Source organism: Mesorhizobium sp. M0030 (assembly GCF_040323695.1).
Classification (GTDB): Bacteria; Pseudomonadota; Alphaproteobacteria; order Rhizobiales; family Rhizobiaceae; genus Mesorhizobium.
In genome coordinates this window covers 23,622-41,225 of record NZ_JAMYVE010000001.1, presented here as the reverse complement: position 1 = coordinate 41,225, position 17,604 = coordinate 23,622, and the positions used below count along the sequence as shown (strand labels likewise).

Sequence of the window (17,604 nt, the reverse complement as noted above, 5' to 3'; positions counted from 1 at the left end):
TTTTGGTCCCGCCGCGCTTGGTCCGAGACGTCCGAGATCAATAGATCTTGGAGAACTTTTCGATGTTGGACTTGTCGAACTGGAAGGGCGGAGCCATCGCAGCCGAGTTGCTGTCATCGAGCGTGACCTTGCCGACGCGGCCGATCGACAGCGTTGCGCCCGGCTTTGCCTCTTCCTTCTTCACCGCCAGATCATGAGCGAGGTAGACGGCGGAATAGCCGAGGTCGATCGGATTCCAGAGGGCAACCGCCTGGCTGGAACCGTTGTCGATGAACTTCTTGAACTCCGACGGCAGCGCCAGACCCGTGACATTGACCTTGCCGATCAGGTTCGCGTCGGTGACGACCTGGGCAGCGGCAACGACGCCGACGGTGGTCGGCGCGATGATCGCCTTGAGGTTCGGATAGGATTTCAGCAGGCCCTTGGCTTCGTCGGTGCTCTTGGCCGAATCGTCATCGCCGTAGACGGTGGCGACGAGTTTGATCTTGGGGAATTTCTCCGGCAGGATCTTCTTGGCCGCGTCGATCCAGGCGTTCTGGTTGGTCGCGGTCGACGAAGCCGACAGAATGGCGACTTCGCCGCCTTCCGGCAGATAGTCGGCGGCCAGCTTGATGATGGTCTCGCCGATCAGGCCGGTGTCGGACGGGTTGAGATGCAGCTGGCGGCCTTCCTTGGCGACGCCCGAATCCCACGAGATGACGGTGATGCCGCGCTCCATGGCCTTCTTCAGCACCGGCACCAGCGCGTCGGCGTCATTGGCCGAAATCGCAATGGCGTTGACCTTCTGCGCGATCAGCGAATTGACCACTTCGATCTGCGCTTCGGCGGTCGCCTTGGTCGGGCCGGTGTAGATGATGTCGACATCGCCGAGTTCCTTGGCCGCCTCTTCGGCGCCCTTGTTGGCGGCGTCGAAGAAGCCGTTGCCGAGCGACTTCACCACCAGCGCGATCTTGACGTTCTCGGCATAGGCGGCATTCACGAACATGGCGGCCGAGAACGCGGCCGTCACCATCAATTTCTTCAGAAAGCTCATCGTATTTCCTCCCTTGAGCGTTGCATTCCATCGTCGCTGCGGTTGGCCTCAGGCCTGCAGCGAGGATTCTTCCTTTGCCGACTTGCGGGCGACGATCAGCGTCACACCCGCGGCCTCCAGCATGTTGGCTTCGCGATCCTCGATGCCGTCATCGGTGATGACGGTGGCGATGCGCTTGAGCCCGCACAGGATCAGGCTCGAGCGCTGGCGGAATTTCGATGAGTCGACCAGCACCACCAGTTCGTCGGCCTGGTCGATCAGTTTCTGCTCCGCCTGGATCAGCAGCGGGTCGCCTTCCATCAGGCCAAGCGGCCCGAGCCCTTGAGCGCCCATGAACATGCGGCGCGCGTAGAAATTACGCGTCACGTCATTGTCGAAGGGCGAGAGGATGATGTTCTGCTCGCGGTAGATGGTGCCGCCCGACAGCATGACGGTGTTCTTCGAATGCTTGAGCAGGTGCTCGGCGATGGGGAACGAATTGGTGAAGATCGGCATGCGGCGTCCGGTCAGGAAATGCACCATCTGGAAGGTGGTGGTGCCGCCATTGATGATGATCGGTTCGCCGTCCTTGCACAGCTCCACCGCTTCGCGCGCAATCGCGCGCTTCTGCGAAGCGTTAAGCGTTTCGTTGACGGAAAAGGGCCGGCCGGCGAGGCCGATGAACTGCGGTGGCGAGATCGCCTCGGCGCCGCCACGCACGCGACGCAGGCGCTTTTGCACATGAAGAGCCGCGATATCGCGCCGGATCGTCGCCTCGGAGGAGTCCGTCAGGTCGACCATCTCCTGCACCGTCACCACAGGCTTTTCCTGGACGGCGGACAGAATGATCCTGTGGCGCTCTTTTTCGTGCATGGTTCCTCCCTGCATGGTCATGAGGCACTAGAAAACCACCAGTGTCAATCATTTCCGCTCATATAATTTCATTGTGCAGTGCAATATGATCGATCTTGATCGTTTATGATTGACAACCGAGATGCTTGCGTAGACATTTCCGGCAAAATGGACCGCGCCTTTTGCGTCCCAGGGAGGATAATCATGCTCGACAAGCGCTCCGGCTCGCGCCTTGCCAACCTTTGGGACGATGCTAAAGCCAAGGGGCTGAGCGAGCCTGAGCTTCTGGTCTATCGCTCCAACACGCTCGGCTCCGACAAGCGTGTCACCAATTATGGCGGCGGCAACACCTCGTCCAAGATCCGGCAGAAGGACCCGCTCTCTGGCGCCGAAGTCGAAGTGCTATGGGTCAAGGGCTCGGGCGGCGACAGCGCCTCGATCAAGCTGGACGGTTTCGCCACGCTTTACATGGACAAACTGCAGGCGCTGAAAGGCCTTTATCGCGGCGTCGCGCATGAGGACGACATGGTGGGCTATCTTCCCCACTGCACCTTCAATCTCAACCCGCGCGCGGCCTCGATCGACACGCCGCTGCACGCCTATGTGCCGAAGCCGTTCGTCGATCACATGCATCCCGATGCCATTATCGCGATTGCCGCGGCCAAGGATTCCAAGGCGTTGACCAAGGAGATATTCGGTGACGCCATCGGCTGGCTGCCGTGGAAGCGGCCGGGCTTCGAACTTGGCCTCTGGCTGGAGAAATTCTGCGTCGAACACCCCGAGGCTAAGGGCGTCATCCTCGAAAGCCACGGCTTGTTCACCTGGGGCGACACACCCAAGGAGTGCTATGAGACGACGATCTCGGTCATCAACCAGGCGATCGAATGGTTCGAGCGCCGCTCCGAGGGTCTCGCCATCTTCGGCGGCGAAGTCGTCAAATCGCTAGACGCCGCTGAGCGCCGCGCCATCGCGGCGAGACTGATGCCGAGGATCCGCGGCCTGATTTCGGAGAAGAGCCACAAGCTCGGCCATTTCGACGATTCCGCCGCTGTGCTCGAATTCGTCAACTCCAGGGATTTGCGCCCGCTGGCGGCACTCGGTACCTCATGCCCGGATCATTTCCTGCGCACAAAAATCCGCCCGCTGGTTATCGAGTTCGACCCAGCGAAGCCCGACGTCGAAGCCGTGATTGCGCGCCTCGCCGACGATATTGCTGAGTACCGTGTCGGCTACCAGGCCTATTACGACAGCTGCAAGCATCCGGACTCGCCCCCGATCCGTGACCCCAACGCCGTGGTCTACCTGATGCCCGGCGTCGGCATGTTCACCTTCGCCGGCGACAAGGCCACCGCCCGCATCTCTGGCGAATTCTACGTCAACGCCATCAATGTCATGCGCGGGGCCTCGACCGTTTCGTCCTATGTCGGCCTGCCGGCGCAGGAGGCCTTCGACATCGAATACTGGCTGCTCGAGGATTTGAAGCTGCAGCGCATGCCGAAGCCGAAGTCGCTCGCCGGCCAAATCGCGCTGGTCACCGGCGGCGCCGGCGGCATCGGCCGCGCCACCGCCAATCGCCTGCTGCGCGAAGGCGCCTGCGTCGTGCTGGCCGATATCGACGAGACCGCACTTGCCAACGCCAACGACGAACTGGCGAAAGCCTATGGCAAGGACTTCGTCCGGCCGGTGCTGATCAACGTCACCGCGGAGGAGCAGGTGATTTCCGGCTTCGCCCAGACAGCCGTCGAGTTCGGCGGCATTGATATTCTCGTCTCCAACGCAGGCCTCGCCTCCTCGGCGCCGATCGAGGAGACGACGCTGGCGCTGTGGAACAAGAACATGGACATATTGTCGACCGGCTATTTCCTGGTCTCGCGCGAAGCCTTCCGGCTGTTCCGGGCCCAGAAGATCGGCGGCAATGTCGTCTTCGTCGCCTCCAAGAACGGTCTTGCCGCGTCACCCAATGCCGCCGCCTATTGCACCGCCAAGGCGGCCGAAATCCATCTCGCCCGCTGCCTGGCGCTGGAAGGCGCGGAAGCCCAGATCCGGGTCAACGTCGTCAATCCGGACGCCGTGCTGCGCGGTTCGAAGATCTGGACCGGCGAGTGGAAGGAACAGCGCGCCGCCGCCTACAAGATGTCGACCGACGATCTGGAAGAACACTACCGCTCGCGCTCGATGCTGAAGCGCTCGGTGTTTCCCGAAGACATCGCCGAAGCGATCTATTTCCTGGCGTCCGACATGTCGGCCAAATCCACCGGCAACATCATCAACGTCGACGCCGGCAACGCGCAGAGCTTTACGCGCTGAGTTAAGGGCGGAGCGCTTCTCTTCTCCCCGTCACTATACGGGGAGAAGGTGGCCCGAAGGGCCGGATGAAGGGCAGCGCTGACTGAACGCATTGGGAGGAATAGCACTTGTCCGAAACCATCATCGCCGCCGATCTCGTCTCCAGCCACAACGCCCAGCGCAAACCCGACCTCGAGCGCGACTACGCGTCGCTCGGCGAACGCCTCGACCGCCGCGGCATCGCCATCGATGCCATCCGCGACAAGGTCGAGAAATTCGCCGTCGCCATTCCGTCCTGGGGCGTCGGCACAGGCGGCACGCGGTTTGCCCGCTTTCCCGGCGCCGGCGAGCCGCGCGACATTTTCGACAAGATCGAGGACTGCGCCGTCATCAGCCAACTGACGCAGGCGACGCCGACCGTCTCGCTGCATATACCGTGGGACAAGACCGATCCGAACCGGCTGAAGCAGGCGGCCTCGCGCTTCGGCCTCGGCTTCGACGCCATGAATTCCAACACCTTCTCGGATGCCAGGGACCAAAAACTGTCCTACAAGTTCGGGTCGCTGTCGCATGCCGATGCCGGCACGCGCCGGCAGGCAGTCGAGCACAATCTGGAATGCATCGAGATCGGCAAGACGCTTGGTTCCAAAGCGCTGACGGTGTGGATAGGCGACGGCTCGAATTTCCCCGGCCAGGTCAATTTCGCCAAAGTCTTCGAGCGCTATCTCGACGCGATGAAGGAGATCTATGCCGGACTGCCCGCCGACTGGAAGCTGTTCACCGAACACAAAATGTACGAGCCGGCCTTCTATTCGACGGTCGTGCAGGACTGGGGCACTAACTACCTCATATCCAAGGAGCTGGGCAACAAGGCCTACTGCCTGGTCGACCTGGGCCACCATGCGCCCAATGTCAACATCGAGATGATCGTGTCGCGGCTGATCCAGTTCAAGAAACTCGGCGGCTTCCATTTCAACGATTCGAAGTATGGCGACGACGATCTCGATGCCGGCTCGATCGATCCCTATCGGCTGTTCCTGGTCTTCAACGAACTGGTTGATGCCGAGCTTTCCGGCGCCGAGGGTTTCGATCCCGCTCACATGCTCGACCAGAGCCACAACGTCACCGACCCGATCGAAAGCCTGATGCTGTCGGCAGTCGAGGTGCAGCGCGCCTATGCGCAGGCGCTGCTGGTCGACCGCAAGGCGCTCGAGGGTTTCCAAGACGGCAATGATGCGCTGATGGCGACGCAGACGCTAAAAGCTGCCTACCGCACCGATGTCGAGCCGATCCTTGCCATGGCGCGGCTGAACACAGGCGGCGCCATTGATCCAGTCGCCGCATATCGCGCGGCGGGCTACCGGGCGAAGGTCGCGGCGGAACGGCCGGCGGTTGTGGGCGGGTCAGGCGGGATTGTTTGAGATTGGCTAATCTCCACCACGGGGGGAGATTAGCTTGCCTCTGCCGGCAGGCGAACACCAATATGTGTTAGCTCATATTGATGATGGACTCGGCCGCTCCATGTAGCTCTTCTAGGCACACCGCACTTGGAGCACCGCCATGCCCTTGACCCGCCGGACGCTGATTGGCGTCACCCTTTCGTTCGCAATTGCGCTCGCGCCATCCGGCGCGCTCCATGCCGCATCGCCTCAACCTGCGAAGGGCGAGCACGGCATGGTCGTCACCGCCCAGCATCTGGCGTCGGAAGCCGGCGTCGAGGTGCTGAAGAAGGGCGGCAATGCCGTCGATGCGGCGGTCGCCGTCGGCTATGCGCTCGCCGTCGTCTACCCTAATGCCGGCAATATCGGCGGTGGCGGGTTCATGACCATCCGCTTCAAGGACGGCAAATCGACCTTCCTCGATTTCCGCGAGCGCGCGCCGCTGGCGGCAACCAAGACCATGTATCTCGACAAGGACGGCAATCCGGTGAAGGGCGCCAGCCTTGATGGCTACCTCGCGGTCGGCGTACCGGGTTCCGTGGCAGGGTTCGAGATGGCTCGTGAAAAATATGGCACGCTGCCACGCCAGGATTTGATGGCGCCGGCAATTGCCTATGCCAAGGATGGCTTCATCCTCGACCAGGGCGACGCTGCTTCATTCGCAAGCAATGCCGCACGGCTGGCGAAGGACCCTGCCGCCGCCGCCATCTTCCTGAAGCCGGACGGCAAACCCTATGGCGCCGGCGAGCGTCTCCTCCAGCCCGATCTTGCAGCCTCGCTCGCCGCCATCTCCGAAAAAGGCGCCGACGCCTTCTACAAAGGCTCCATCGCCGGCGCCATCGTCAAGGCGAGCGGCGCCAGGGGCGGCATTCTGGCCAAGGCAGACTTCGAGCAATATAAGGTACGCGAGCTGCAACCGGTGAGCTGCACCTATCGCGGTTACGAGATCGTCTCTTCGCCCCCGCCAAGCTCGGGCGGCGTCATCATCTGCGAAATCCTCAACGTGCTGGAGGGCTACCCGCTGTCCTATCTTGGCGCCGGCTCGGCCGAGACGGTGCACGTCATGGTCGAGGCGATGCGCTACGCCTATGTGGACCGCAACTCGGCGCTCGGCGATCCCGATTTCGTCGACAATCCGGTCTCGAAACTGCTCGACAAGGGTTACGCCAAGGAGATCCGCGACAAGATCGACCCGTTCCGCGCCGGCGTCTCGCAGGATTTGATGCCGAAGGGCTTCGGCGAGTCGAAGGAAACGACGCACTATTCGATCATCGACGATGACGGCAATGCGGTCGCGATCACCTATACGCTGAACGGCTCGTTCGGCGCCGGCGTGGTCGCGGACGGCACCGGCATCCTGCTCAACAACGAGATGGATGATTTCACCCAGAAGCCTGGCGTGCCCAACCTCTACGGTCTCGTGCAGGGAGAGGCCAATGCTATCCAGCCGAAGAAGACGCCGCTGTCATCGATGAGCCCGACCATCGTCGCCAAGGACGGCAAGCCGTTCATGGTTATCGGCAGCCCCGGCGGCTCGCGCATCATCACCATCACGCTGGAAGCCATCGTCAACGTCATCGACCACGGCATGAACATCCAGGAGGCGATCGACGCATCGCGCATCCACCATCAATGGCTGCCCGACACGATCTATGTCGAACCCTTCGGCCTGTCGCCCGACACTGAAAAACTGCTGGCCGGCATGGGCTACCACCTCGATCTCGCGGATTCTACCTGGGGTCAGGCGGCCGGCATTCTTGTCGGGGGCAAGAGCCTGGCGGAAATCGAGAAGGGCGGCGGCGCCCGCTACAACGGCGCCATCGACAGCCGCGCCGCATCCGGCGAGGCGATTGGCTACTGATCAAAACAAGAGATTGATCAGAGGACGAGCGTAAGCGTCGACCCGACGAGCATCAGCGCCGCGATCACGACGAACGCCGCGTAGATGCGGGGACGGTCGAGGAGCAGCGCATTGCCCGATATCCAGGCCGCGGTTGCGCCGCCAAGCGCAAACAGGAAGCCGTTCCGGTGACCAAAGGTCATGGAAGCGGCCATCAGCCCGCCAATGATCAGCGCGCCGAAGACGATGATCACGGCAACGGCGTATTTCTCGAAGTCGTTGCCGCCGCCCATGGCCGGGCCGATCGCGTTCAAATTCGTCAGATCGTCCGGATCGAACGGGTTGGTCGATCCATATTCATCTTGACCGACAGGTTCTCGCATCATTCATTCTCCGCTGACCGGCAACAAATCATCAACATCTGCCGAGCGCAACCGGATCGCGCCGTGCCGAAGGCCGCCGATGCGGTCTTCAACACTTTCTGATGCCGACTTGCCACGGTTTTTTTGCGCCGGTTCACAAAATCTACCCTGCTTTCGGGTCCACACGCCTGAATTGCCTGGAAAATGAATTACCTGGAAAAATCGCTGCGCACGATGCCGTGCCGCTGCAGCTTGTCGTAGAAGGTCTTGCGCGGAATGCCGAGCGCTTCGATCGTGCGCCGGACATCGCCGTCATTGCGGCCAAGCGCCTCGCGGATGACATTGGCTTCATAGCGTTCCAGCCGTTCCGGCAGTGAGCTGGCGTCATCCGGCTCCGCCGGGGCGGAAGGTGGCGCTTGCGCCGCTTCCTCGAGTCCCAGCACGAAACGCTCGGCGAAATGCGCGAGTTCACGCACATTGCCCGGCCAGTCGTGCTGGCTCAGATGGCGGTGCACTGAGGCAGGCACGGCTGGCATTTGCCGGCGGAAGCGGGCGGCTGCACGCTCTGCGAAGTAGAAGAACAGCAGGGCGACGTCGTCGCGGCGTTCGCGCAGCGGCGGGATCGAGATCGTCACCACATTGAGCCGGTAGTAGAGATCCTCGCGGAAGGCGCCGCGCCGGCTGGCATCGCCGAGATCGACCTTGGCGGCGGCGACGACGCGCAGGTCGGCCGGCCGGATTTCATTGGTGCCGAGCGGCGTCACCTCGCGCATTTCCAGCACCCGCAGCATCTGCACCTGGGTCGAGGCCGGCATGCTTTCGATCTCGTCGAGGAACAGCGTGCCGCCGCTCGAATGCTCGATCCGGCCGATGCGCTTCTTCTGTGCGCCGGTGAAGGCGCCGGCCTCATGGCCGAACAGCTCGCTTTCGATGACCGTGTCCGGCAGCGCGCCGCAATTCAGCGCCACGAAATTGCCCCTGGCGCGGCGGCTCCAGCGATGCAGCAGGCTCGCCACCACCTCCTTGCCGGAGCCGGTCTCGCCGGTCACCAGAACGTCGACATCGGTATCGGCGATTTGCCGCAGCGTCCGGCGCAATCGCTCCATCGCCAGCGTCTGCCCGATCAGCGGCAGGCCGTCCTGCGCCTGTTCGGCGCTTTCGCGCAAGGCGCGGTTCTCCATCACCAGCCGGCGCTTTTCCGCCGCCCGTGCCACACTTTGCGCCAGCCGGTCGGCGGCGAAAGGCTTGGTGATGAAGTCGTAGGCGCCATCCTTGATCGCCTTGACCGCAACCGCGATGTCGCCATGCCCGGTGACCAGGATTACCGGAATGTCGGCATCAAGCTGCAAGACGCGGTCGAAGAGCTGCAGGCCGTCAATGCCGGGCATGCGGATGTCGGACACCACCACGCCGGGAAAATTGGCGTCGAGCCCGGCCAGCGCCTCGTTCGCCACCGCAAAGGCCGAGACGGAAAAACCAGCGAGTTCCAGCGTCTGCCGCGTGGCCCTCCGCAATTCGCTATCGTCGTCGATCAATACGACCGGTGCGGTGTCCATCATGCTGCCCTGGCGAGGTGAATGGTAAAGCGCGTGCCGGCCTGGTCGCTCGCCACCTCGATGCGTCCGCCATAGTCGGCGACGATGTCCTGCGAGATGACGAGGCCGAGCCCGAGGCCTTTTTCCTTCGAGGTGTTGAACGGCGTGAACAATGACTTGAGGATGGCAGGCGAAATGCCCGGCCCATTGTCGGCGACGGCAAGCGCCACGCCGTCGGCCGTCTCCTGGGCCGACACCTGCACCCTGGCGCCGTCGCGCCCGTCCAGCGCTTCCAGCGCATTCTGGAACAGGTTGATCAGCACCTGTTCGAGCCGCAGCCGGTTGCCCATCACCTTGAGCGTTACCGGCGGAAGCGTGATATCGAGTGCGTCCAGCCGACCGGCAAAGCGGCTTCTGAGCAGCACCACGGCGCCCTCGATGACGCCGCGCAATTCGACCGGTTCGGCTGCCGTGCGCCCCTTGCGGGCAAAGACCTTCAACTCTTCGGTGATGCCTCCGATGCGCTCGGTCAGCGCGGCAATCGCGCCAAGGTTCTCCTCGGCCGAGGCGGTCTGCTTGCGCTCCAGGAACACACGCGCATTGTCGGCATAGGCGCGGATCGTCGCCACCGGCTGGTTGATCTCATGCGCGACCCCGGCGGCAACCTGGCCGAGGGTAGCAAGACGGTTGGCCTGCACCAATTCCTGCTGCATGACCTGCAGCTTGGCTTCGGTGCTGCGGTGATCGGTGATCTCGGCCTGCAGCCGGTCGCGCGCCAGGCTGAGGTCATGCGTACGCTCGACGACGCGGCGCTCAAGCTCGATGCGCGCTGCCTGTTCGGCAGCGATGCGCATCTGCGCCGACTGACGGCGCCACAGGAGATAGCCGGCCAGCGCCAGCAACGGCACCACGACGCCCAGCGCCAGCAGCCGCATCTCACGCACCGCAGCCGCGATCGGCGCTTCGACCGGCACGAGATAATCGAGCCGCCATGGCGTCGATTGGACCAGTGTCGAAAGCCTGAGATATTCGGCATCGCTGCCGCCCGGTGTTATCGCATGCACCATCGACACGTCAGGGCTCAATGCCTCGGGGCGTGTGATCGGCAAGGGGATCAGCGGCGCGTTGCCGAATTGCTGGCTGCTCCGGATGGCGGCAGCCACCGGGCCGGTCAGCGGCGCGGTGGTCATGAAGCGCCAGGACGGCACGCTGGTGATCAGCACGACGCCGTGGTCGTCGCTGACATAGGCCGGCCGGTTGGCCTCATGCCAGTCGGCTTCAAGCTGGTCGAATTCCATCTTAACGACGACGACGCCGAGCGGTGCCGCCGCATTGCCGACGCGACGCGAAATATAGAGGCCCGGGCGCTTGCTGATGTTGCCCAGCGCAAAATATTCGGCCGTTCTCGATTGCATGGCGCCGGAGAAATAGGCGCGGAAACCATAGTCGTTGCCGACGAAGCTGGTTGTTTCGCGCCAGTTGCTGGAGGCGATCGCAAACCCGTCGACGCCGGTGACGTAAAGCACCGAAGCCTTGGTGCCGGAGACCAGCCCTTCGAGCTTGCGGTTGAGCACGTCGATCGTGACAGCGCCCTTGTTCTGCAGGGCGTCATGCACCTGCTGGTCCTCGGACAAGAGCAGCGGCAGCGCCCGCGGGCTTTCCAGCACGGCGCGCAGCAACGCAACCTTCAGATTGGCATCGGTGCGGCCTTGCGCCGCCAGTGCCGCGACCTCGGCGCGGCGCGCGTAGAGGCCGGCGCCGGTGAGCGCCGTGGCAACGATCACCAGCGCGATCGCCGCAAACAGCAGCCAGGCGCGACGCGCGCGTTTGCCGAGTTGCTCGGGCGTCGGCGACAGGACCGCGGCAGGGCGTTGCAGCATTCCCTATTTGTGCATGATTTCGCACAAAGCACAATTCAGTCATGCGGATGTCCGCACTTGCGTTGAGCGGCAGCAGCCTCGATCGGACGAGCACCCAACAAAATCAATGGCTGCGGTATGCCGCACAGTCTGGCACGGCAGTTGCAGTGACCAATACAGCAGTCGCAAGGCTGCGGAAAACAACTGCCCCGGGAGGTCGAGCTTTCGATCGGGGCGCCATGGAGGACGTCATGCAGCCAGCATTCGCTGCCGCCGAACCGCGCGGCAAGCTACCCTTTTACCGTCATCTCTACGTGCAGGTCCTGACGGCGATCGCCGCCGGCGTGCTGCTCGGTCATTTCTATCCCGAACTCGGTGCTTCGCTGAAGCCGCTCGGCGATGCCTTCATCAAGCTGGTCAAGATGGTGATCGCGCCGGTCATCTTCCTGACGGTGACCACCGGCATTGCCGGCGTCTCCGACCTGAAAAAGGTTGGCCGCGTCGCCGGCAAGGCGATGATCTATTTCCTGGTCTTTTCGACCCTGGCGCTGGTCGTCGGCATGGTCGTCTCCAACGTCGTCCAACCGGGCGCCGGCATGCACATCAATGCGGCGACGCTCGACCCCTCGAAGGTCGCCACCTTCACCGAGAAGGCGCATGACACGACCATCGTCGGCTTCCTGCTCAACATCATCCCCGACACCATCACCGGCGCCTTCGCGCAAGGCGACATTCTGCAAGTGCTGTTCTTCTCGGTGCTGTTCGGCATCTCTCTCGCTCTGGTCGGCGAGCGCGGCCGCCCGGTCGTCGATTTCCTGCAGGCGCTGACCTCGCCTATCTTCCGCCTGGTCGCCATCCTGATGAAGGCCGCCCCTATCGGCGCCTTCGGCGCCATGGCCTTCACCGTCGGCAAATACGGCATCGGCGCGATTGCCAACCTCGCCTTTCTGATCGGCACCTTCTACCTGACGTCGCTGCTCTTCGTGCTGGTCGTGCTCGGCGCTGTCGCTTGGTACAACGGCTTCTCGATCCTCGCCTTGATCCGCTACATCAAGGAAGAGCTGCTGCTGGTGCTCGGCACCTCGTCCTCGGAAGCCGCTCTTCCCGGCCTGATGGCCAAGATGGAGCGCGCCGGCTGCAACCGCTCGGTGGTCGGCCTGGTCATCCCGACCGGCTACTCCTTCAACCTCGACGGCACCAACATCTACATGACGCTGGCGGCGCTGTTCATCGCCCAGGCGACCGACACGCCGCTCACCTATGGCGACCAGATCCTGCTGCTGCTGGTTGCCATGCTGAGCTCCAAGGGTGCCGCCGGCATCACCGGCGCCGGCTTTATCACGCTGGCCGCCACGCTCTCTGTCGTGCCTACGGTACCCGTTGCCGGCATGGCACTGATCCTCGGCGTCGACCGCTTCATGTCGGAATGCCGAGCGCTGACCAATTTCGTCGGCAATGCAGTGGCGACGATCGTTGTGGCGCGCTGGGAAGGCGAACTCGACCAGACCAAGTTCGCCGCCGCCATGGCCGGCACATTGTCCGAGGAAGCCGACCTGGCGCTGTCGGGCGATCTGCAGCCCGCCTGATTACTGAACGCAGACGTTCGCCACAAGGCCGCAGCCGGTTCGCCCGTTGCGGCCTTTTGTTTTGGCGCGCATGGCGGCTGGTGTTGGCCAAAGCTTCCCGGCTAGGATGTCGGCGGTTTTCAACCGAAAGGCCGGCGAATGAGCAGTGCATACCCCGAGATCTATCTGGTCCGTCACGGCGAGACGGAGTGGAGCGCTTCGGGAAAACACACCGGCCGCACCGACATACCGTTGACGCCAAAGGGCGAGGCGGCGGCTCGCGGCGTGGCGGACCGGCTCAAGGATCTGTCCTTCCAGGCGGTGTGGTCGAGCCCGTCGCAGCGCGCCTTCAGCACCTGCACGCTTGCCGGCTTCGGCGCTGCTGCCGTCAAGAAGGACGACCTGCAGGAATGGGACTATGGCGCCTATGAGGGCGTTAAGACCAAGGAGATTCTTGTGCAGCGCCCCGGCTGGCAATTGTTCCGTGACGGCTGTCCCGACGGCGAGTCGGTAGCGGATGTTGGCGCCAGGGCCGACAGGATCATCGCCGGGCTGCGGGCAATCGAGGGCAATGTGCTGGTGTTTTCAAGCTCGCATTTCCTGCGCGTGCTGGCCGCGCGCTGGCTCGGTCTGCCACCCGAAGGCGGTGCGCACTTCGTACTTGATACCGCGAGCCTCAGCATCCTCGGCTATGAGCACGATCTGAGCGAGCCGGTGATACGCAGGTGGAACCAGAAGTAGGGTTTCGCGGCAAGCCTGCCTCTTAACGCGCGAGCACCGCCAATTCCTCCGATGTCAGATGCCGCGCCTTGCCCTTGGCGAGTTCGCCGAGCTGCAAACCGCCGATCGCCACCCGAACCAGCCTCAGCACCTCGATGTCGAATGCCCCGAGCAGGCGGCGGATCTGGCGGTTGCGGCCCTCGTCGAGCACGATTTCCAGCCAGGCAGTGCGGCCGCCGCTGCGCAGCAGTTCGATCGAACTTGCGGTCAGCAGTTCGCCGTCGACGATCGCTCCGTCGCGAAAGCGCGCCAGCATCGCTTCGTCGGGCGCGGTGCCGATCTGGACATGATAGGTCTTGGCGACATGCGAGGCCGGATCGAGCAGGCGGTTGGCCCAGCGCGTGTCGTTGGTCATCAGCAACAGGCCTTCGCTGGCCTTGTCGAGGCGGCCGACCGGCGACACGAAAGGCAACTCCAGTTCCACCAGGCAGTTATAGACGGTGCCACGATCCTGCGGGTCATCGCGCGTGGTGACCTGTCCGCGCGGCTTATTGATCATCAGGTAGACTTTTGCCTCGCCGACGATCTGCTCGCCGTCGACAGCGATGCGGTCGCGGCCGAGATCGACACGCAGCGACGGATCGCGCACCACCTTGCCGCCAACCCGCACGCGCCCTTCGGCTATCAGCAGCTCGGCCTGCTTGCGCGAACACAGGCCGAGTTTGGAAAGCGCCCGGTTCAGGCTAACGCCTGCCTTGGCGGCCTGGTGTCGGGCGATGTCTGGTGGCCGTGCCATGTCCTGCTTGCCATCCCAATGATCGGCATCGACAAATGCCACGCCCCGCATTGGCTTCGCAACCTGCCGCGGCATCAACATCACGGGTCGCGGGAGCGGGGCTGTTCTCAAATACGATGTGTCAGGGGGTCGGGCTCAACAGCCCGCCATGGAACGCTGCCCCGCGACGGACGTTGTTGCCGACGAGCGATTTGTCGCGAAAGGCACCGCCATGAAGAAAATCTACCAAAAGCCGACGCTCGTGAAGCGAGGCAGGCTCACCAGCCTGACGGCTCAGATCGTCGCTTCTGGGGTCATTCTGGGGGAATGATCCCCCAGATAAGGGAAGGGATAAATCGATGAGCGAGCGCGGCGTTGATTTCCTGCAGGGCTGGATCCACGAGCACCTGCCGGGCGAACTGCCTGCCGACAAGGCAACGGCTCGAACCCTAACCACGCGAGCTGCCCTGGATGCTCGGCATTTAGGCCTTGAGGTCAGCGAGATCGAAGAGGATCTCGGTCCGCTGGAACGGGTGATTTTCGAGGCGCTGGATCAGCCCGATATCTGAGCCCCCGATATGAGCCCATTGCAGGCGATATTGGCCCATCGCCATCCTGGCGGGGGCTTTTCCGTGATGGCATCCGTGGGTGCGCAGCCCTAGGCAGCCCGCGCAGCTGACGCTCCCCGTGCCGGCGGCAATTCGAACACAGTGGCGCCGTTCTCTCGGCCGCGTTCGACATAACCGATGACACGGAACCATTTGCCGACGTCGGCCCGCTGCAGCCAGCTGCGCGAGTGGATGGGAAGGTTGCCGGCCAGCGCCTGAATGTGGCGGATGTGGCGCCTGCAGAAGCGGACCGTCGCGGCGCTGAAGAAACCCTCCTGCGCGGCAAACAGCGTGTCGGCGGCGTCGCTGTTCTCGTGCCAGGCGACGATCGCCACCGTCTTGTCGCCCTCGACCAGCGCGTGCGCTCGGCCTTCCTTCAAATTCATCATCAGATTGTCGTAGGCGACCTTGCTGTCCTTGCCGGCGGCCACATACTCGTCCGACATCCGCGTGGACAGATCACGGAAGACACTTTCGAGATCGCCGATCGTAGCTGCGCGTGCTCGCATTTCTCCTCCTGCAGCCCCGGCAGGCAGTTTGCCCTAGGTGGAGGGGATCACCAAGCAAAGCGAATCCGCCATTTGGCCGATGGGCGCAAAGTGATTTCATTGGGCGGCAAATGTTGGACGCCGCCATCTCCTATCGCGGCAAGCCTGTCATTCGCGTTGCGCCGGTTTTCGTATTTGCTTGACATTGGGCTGATGGAGGCGCGGGTTGCGCCGGGCGTTTGGGCCTTGGGGCATATTTCAATGAAAGAAGTATACGAAAAGCCGGTCCTGCACCGGAAGGGCAAACTTGCGGCGCATGTTGCTTCGCCTACGTCAGGTGGCGGCGGAACCATTGACGTTCCGCCATCCACTGACGAGACTTGATATAGACCTCCACTGAGCGCGAGACTTGCTGATCAACAGAAAGCCCGCTGGCTCAGGCTGGCGGGCTTCTTTCGTTTCTGGAACCATTTCAGTGCATGCCGAATTGACTCGCGATCGCGTTCGGGAGGGGAAGCATGCAAGACCAGCATGTCGATGAGCCGGTTCGCGTGGCGCTCGGCAGGTCCGGAAACACCATCTACGCGTGGCGCAGGCCGCCGACATCCTGATGAACCGCTGGCCCGCGAAGACGGGCCGCTATCACGTCGCCGCCCGCAAGGCCTGCCTCGGCGTTCTCGAAGGCCTGAAAGAGGCGCACTATGCCCGCGCTGCCTTCGTCAATGCGGCGATCGAGGCCGATATCCTCGTTGAACGCGACGCCTAGGCTTGAGCGGCCACCGCTCAAGTCAGTTCAAATCGTGCTGTGGGGCACAGGCCGTGGCTTCCCGGCCTACTCAATGATCGAGAGGCCACGCTGCCTGAAGTGCCGCAACGGTCCCCCCGTAGACATTTAGGTCCATGTCAGGGTCGGTCCCCGGTACTCGGTATGGGCAGGAAGCAGCAGAGCAGTTTATCTCGCTGGAGAATTGCCAGAGCGTGTAGCCGTGCCAAGGCCCTTCGGGGAAGTCGGTTACGTGCCGCTTGAAGCGTGCATACCAGAGCGGGACGCCGCCGAACTCGGTCGAGCCGTGCCAGTGGCGGGAGAGCTCTTTGGCGACGGAATGGTTCACATAGAGCAGCGGAAACCGTCCAGTCTCCGACTTCATCCTGCGAAGCGCGCTCTCGATCTGCACGAAAGTGACCTTGAACGTTCCATCCTGGCAGTCTGAGGACGTGGAAAGGCATTCCACATCAACGGCATGGGTCTCTGTCGTATCGTTTCCGACCACCTGGAGGTAGTTGCTGATCTGCCGGTCAACGTCGCTTTTTGTCAGGAGGTGGTATGAGCCCCATTTGAGACCGAGCGCCTTTGCCTCGCCTTTGCGGGTGGCATATGCGGAATCTCTGCCGAGCCCCTGCGTCGCCTTGTGAATAACCGCGGCGACGCGCCGGTCCGTCTTTACTTTGTGCCAGACGATGCCGTTGCCCTTGAACGGATCGAGCACGATTGCGTTCTGCGAATTTTCCCAAGGCGCTGAAAAAGGATCAGAAGTATCGGAAGGCGCCTCTTGCCGTGCAGCCTCCTCGCCATTGCCGGCCACGCAGGTACCCTTGGCGATGGCCCCGTCCGTCACCTCCACGAACTTACCGTCCGCTCCGGCGTAAAAAATTGTGAGGGCCGGCGTCTCGGTGGTGATTTCGCCCGCTTGCATCAAACCTTTCACATGAACGAGAGCGGCGAGGGCGCCGTCCAGTTCAACGAATGTGGCGTCAGAGGAAGTGCTGCCCTCTGCCTCAAGATCTTCGGGGTTTGATGCGACCATCTGGTAAGAATAGTTCGAATGCTCTGTGTTGATTTCGATAAGCCGGCTGCCATCGACGCCAGCCTGCCCCTCATAGGTACATTCGAGCGATTTCGCGGCACTCGGCGAATTCATGGCGATCGGGAAAAGCACCGACATTCCAAAAATCCACACGCGCACAATGCCTGACATGCCAGTGCCTCCATAAATATCAGAATTTGCCCAGCACAGTGCTACTGCGCCGCACGAAAATAGACAACGATCATTCAAAAGTGAGAAGCCGACAGGAGAAGGTTACTTTGATCTATTGTAAAAATCCAGTGGCTATTTCAGCGTCTTCGAAAATACCTGAATGCCATGGAAGGAATTGAGCGTGTATCGAGACAAAGACTTGAAGTGCGTCGCAGGATCCCGTTTAAATACGACGCGCTCGGAAGAAGCTGTTCAAAACGGACAAAGCAAGTCAATCGTCTGCTCCA

The 17,604-nt window shown here is 62.5% G+C and carries 16 protein-coding genes; 8 read left to right on the top strand and 8 right to left on the bottom strand.

Translation table 11 applies throughout. The annotated features are described in order from the left end of the window. Positions 1-37 precede the first annotated feature (37 nt). Complete coding sequence (gene rhaS, locus NKJ80_RS00220) at positions 38-1,033, bottom strand: rhamnose ABC transporter substrate-binding protein (protein WP_023669661.1); 996 nt, start codon at positions 1,031-1,033, stop codon at positions 38-40. 48 nt (positions 1,034-1,081) lie between these two features. Then, positions 1,082-1,885, bottom strand: coding sequence for a DeoR/GlpR family DNA-binding transcription regulator (locus tag NKJ80_RS00215; RefSeq protein ID WP_023669662.1), 804 nt, complete (start codon positions 1,883-1,885; stop codon positions 1,082-1,084). A 183-nt stretch (positions 1,886-2,068) separates the two neighbouring features. On the opposite strand from NKJ80_RS00215, the gene NKJ80_RS00210 reads away from it, so the two are divergent. The 3 genes from NKJ80_RS00210 (at position 2,069) to ggt (ending at position 7,450) form a co-directional block, all read left to right on the top strand. After that, the gene (locus NKJ80_RS00210) at positions 2,069-4,171 is read left to right on the top strand and encodes a bifunctional rhamnulose-1-phosphate aldolase/short-chain dehydrogenase (protein ID WP_023732397.1); all 2,103 of its coding nucleotides are present in this window, start codon (positions 2,069-2,071) and stop codon (positions 4,169-4,171) included. Between the two features lie 107 nt (positions 4,172-4,278). Then, complete coding sequence (rhaI, locus tag NKJ80_RS00205) at positions 4,279-5,571, top strand: L-rhamnose catabolism isomerase (RefSeq protein ID WP_023692509.1); 1,293 nt, start codon at positions 4,279-4,281, stop codon at positions 5,569-5,571. 139 nt (positions 5,572-5,710) lie between these two features. After that, positions 5,711-7,450, top strand: a complete 1,740-nt coding sequence (ggt, locus tag NKJ80_RS00200) for a gamma-glutamyltransferase (protein WP_352496848.1) — start codon at positions 5,711-5,713, stop codon at positions 7,448-7,450. A 17-nt stretch (positions 7,451-7,467) separates the two neighbouring features. Here ggt and NKJ80_RS00195 read toward each other — a convergent pair whose 3' ends face one another. The 3 genes from NKJ80_RS00195 to NKJ80_RS00185 form a co-directional block, all read right to left on the bottom strand. After that, positions 7,468-7,815 carry a hypothetical protein gene (locus NKJ80_RS00195; protein ID WP_032885862.1) on the bottom strand — a complete coding sequence of 116 codons (348 nt, stop codon included), beginning with the start codon at positions 7,813-7,815 and terminating at the stop codon, positions 7,468-7,470. A 185-nt stretch (positions 7,816-8,000) separates the two neighbouring features. Beyond that, complete coding sequence (locus NKJ80_RS00190) at positions 8,001-9,350, bottom strand: sigma-54-dependent transcriptional regulator (RefSeq protein ID WP_352496847.1); 1,350 nt, start codon at positions 9,348-9,350, stop codon at positions 8,001-8,003. Then, positions 9,347-11,206, bottom strand: coding sequence for a sensor histidine kinase (locus NKJ80_RS00185; RefSeq protein WP_023692505.1), 1,860 nt, complete (start codon positions 11,204-11,206; stop codon positions 9,347-9,349). Before NKJ80_RS00185 ends, NKJ80_RS00190 begins: the two co-directional genes overlap by 4 nt. Before the next feature lie 230 nt (positions 11,207-11,436). On the opposite strand from NKJ80_RS00185, the gene NKJ80_RS00180 reads away from it, so the two are divergent. Further along, positions 11,437-12,771, top strand: a complete 1,335-nt coding sequence (locus NKJ80_RS00180) for a dicarboxylate/amino acid:cation symporter (RefSeq protein ID WP_023681916.1) — start codon at positions 11,437-11,439, stop codon at positions 12,769-12,771. 138 nt (positions 12,772-12,909) lie between these two features. After that, complete coding sequence (locus NKJ80_RS00175) at positions 12,910-13,491, top strand: histidine phosphatase family protein (protein WP_023703410.1); 582 nt, start codon at positions 12,910-12,912, stop codon at positions 13,489-13,491. A gap of 22 nt (positions 13,492-13,513) precedes the next feature. Here NKJ80_RS00175 and NKJ80_RS00170 read toward each other — a convergent pair whose 3' ends face one another. After that, positions 13,514-14,266, bottom strand: a complete 753-nt coding sequence (locus NKJ80_RS00170) for a pseudouridine synthase (protein WP_023816204.1) — start codon at positions 14,264-14,266, stop codon at positions 13,514-13,516. A 148-nt stretch (positions 14,267-14,414) separates the two neighbouring features. Here NKJ80_RS00170 and NKJ80_RS00165 point away from each other — a divergent pair, with 148 nt between their 5' ends. Together NKJ80_RS00165 and NKJ80_RS00160 are read left to right on the top strand one after the other, a co-directional pair. Continuing rightward, positions 14,415-14,576, top strand: a complete 162-nt coding sequence (locus tag NKJ80_RS00165; RefSeq protein ID WP_023669672.1) for a hypothetical protein — start codon at positions 14,415-14,417, stop codon at positions 14,574-14,576. 28 nt (positions 14,577-14,604) lie between these two features. Then, complete coding sequence (locus NKJ80_RS00160) at positions 14,605-14,814, top strand: DUF768 domain-containing protein (RefSeq protein WP_023669673.1); 210 nt, start codon at positions 14,605-14,607, stop codon at positions 14,812-14,814. Positions 14,815-14,903: 89 nt separating this feature from the next. On the opposite strand, the gene NKJ80_RS00155 is transcribed toward NKJ80_RS00160, so the two are convergent. Then, on the bottom strand, positions 14,904-15,362 hold the full coding sequence (locus NKJ80_RS00155) for a hypothetical protein (protein ID WP_023669674.1): 459 nt from the start codon (positions 15,360-15,362) through the stop codon (positions 14,904-14,906). A 565-nt stretch (positions 15,363-15,927) separates the two neighbouring features. Between NKJ80_RS00155 and NKJ80_RS00150 the strand changes: the two genes are divergently transcribed. After that, positions 15,928-16,107 carry a DUF982 domain-containing protein gene (locus NKJ80_RS00150; RefSeq protein ID WP_352496846.1) on the top strand — a complete coding sequence of 60 codons (180 nt, stop codon included), beginning with the start codon at positions 15,928-15,930 and terminating at the stop codon, positions 16,105-16,107. 70 nt (positions 16,108-16,177) lie between these two features. Here NKJ80_RS00150 and NKJ80_RS00145 read toward each other — a convergent pair whose 3' ends face one another. Further along, positions 16,178-17,317, bottom strand: coding sequence for a glycoside hydrolase family 25 protein (locus tag NKJ80_RS00145; protein ID WP_023703407.1), 1,140 nt, complete (start codon positions 17,315-17,317; stop codon positions 16,178-16,180). Positions 17,318-17,604 lie beyond the last annotated feature (287 nt).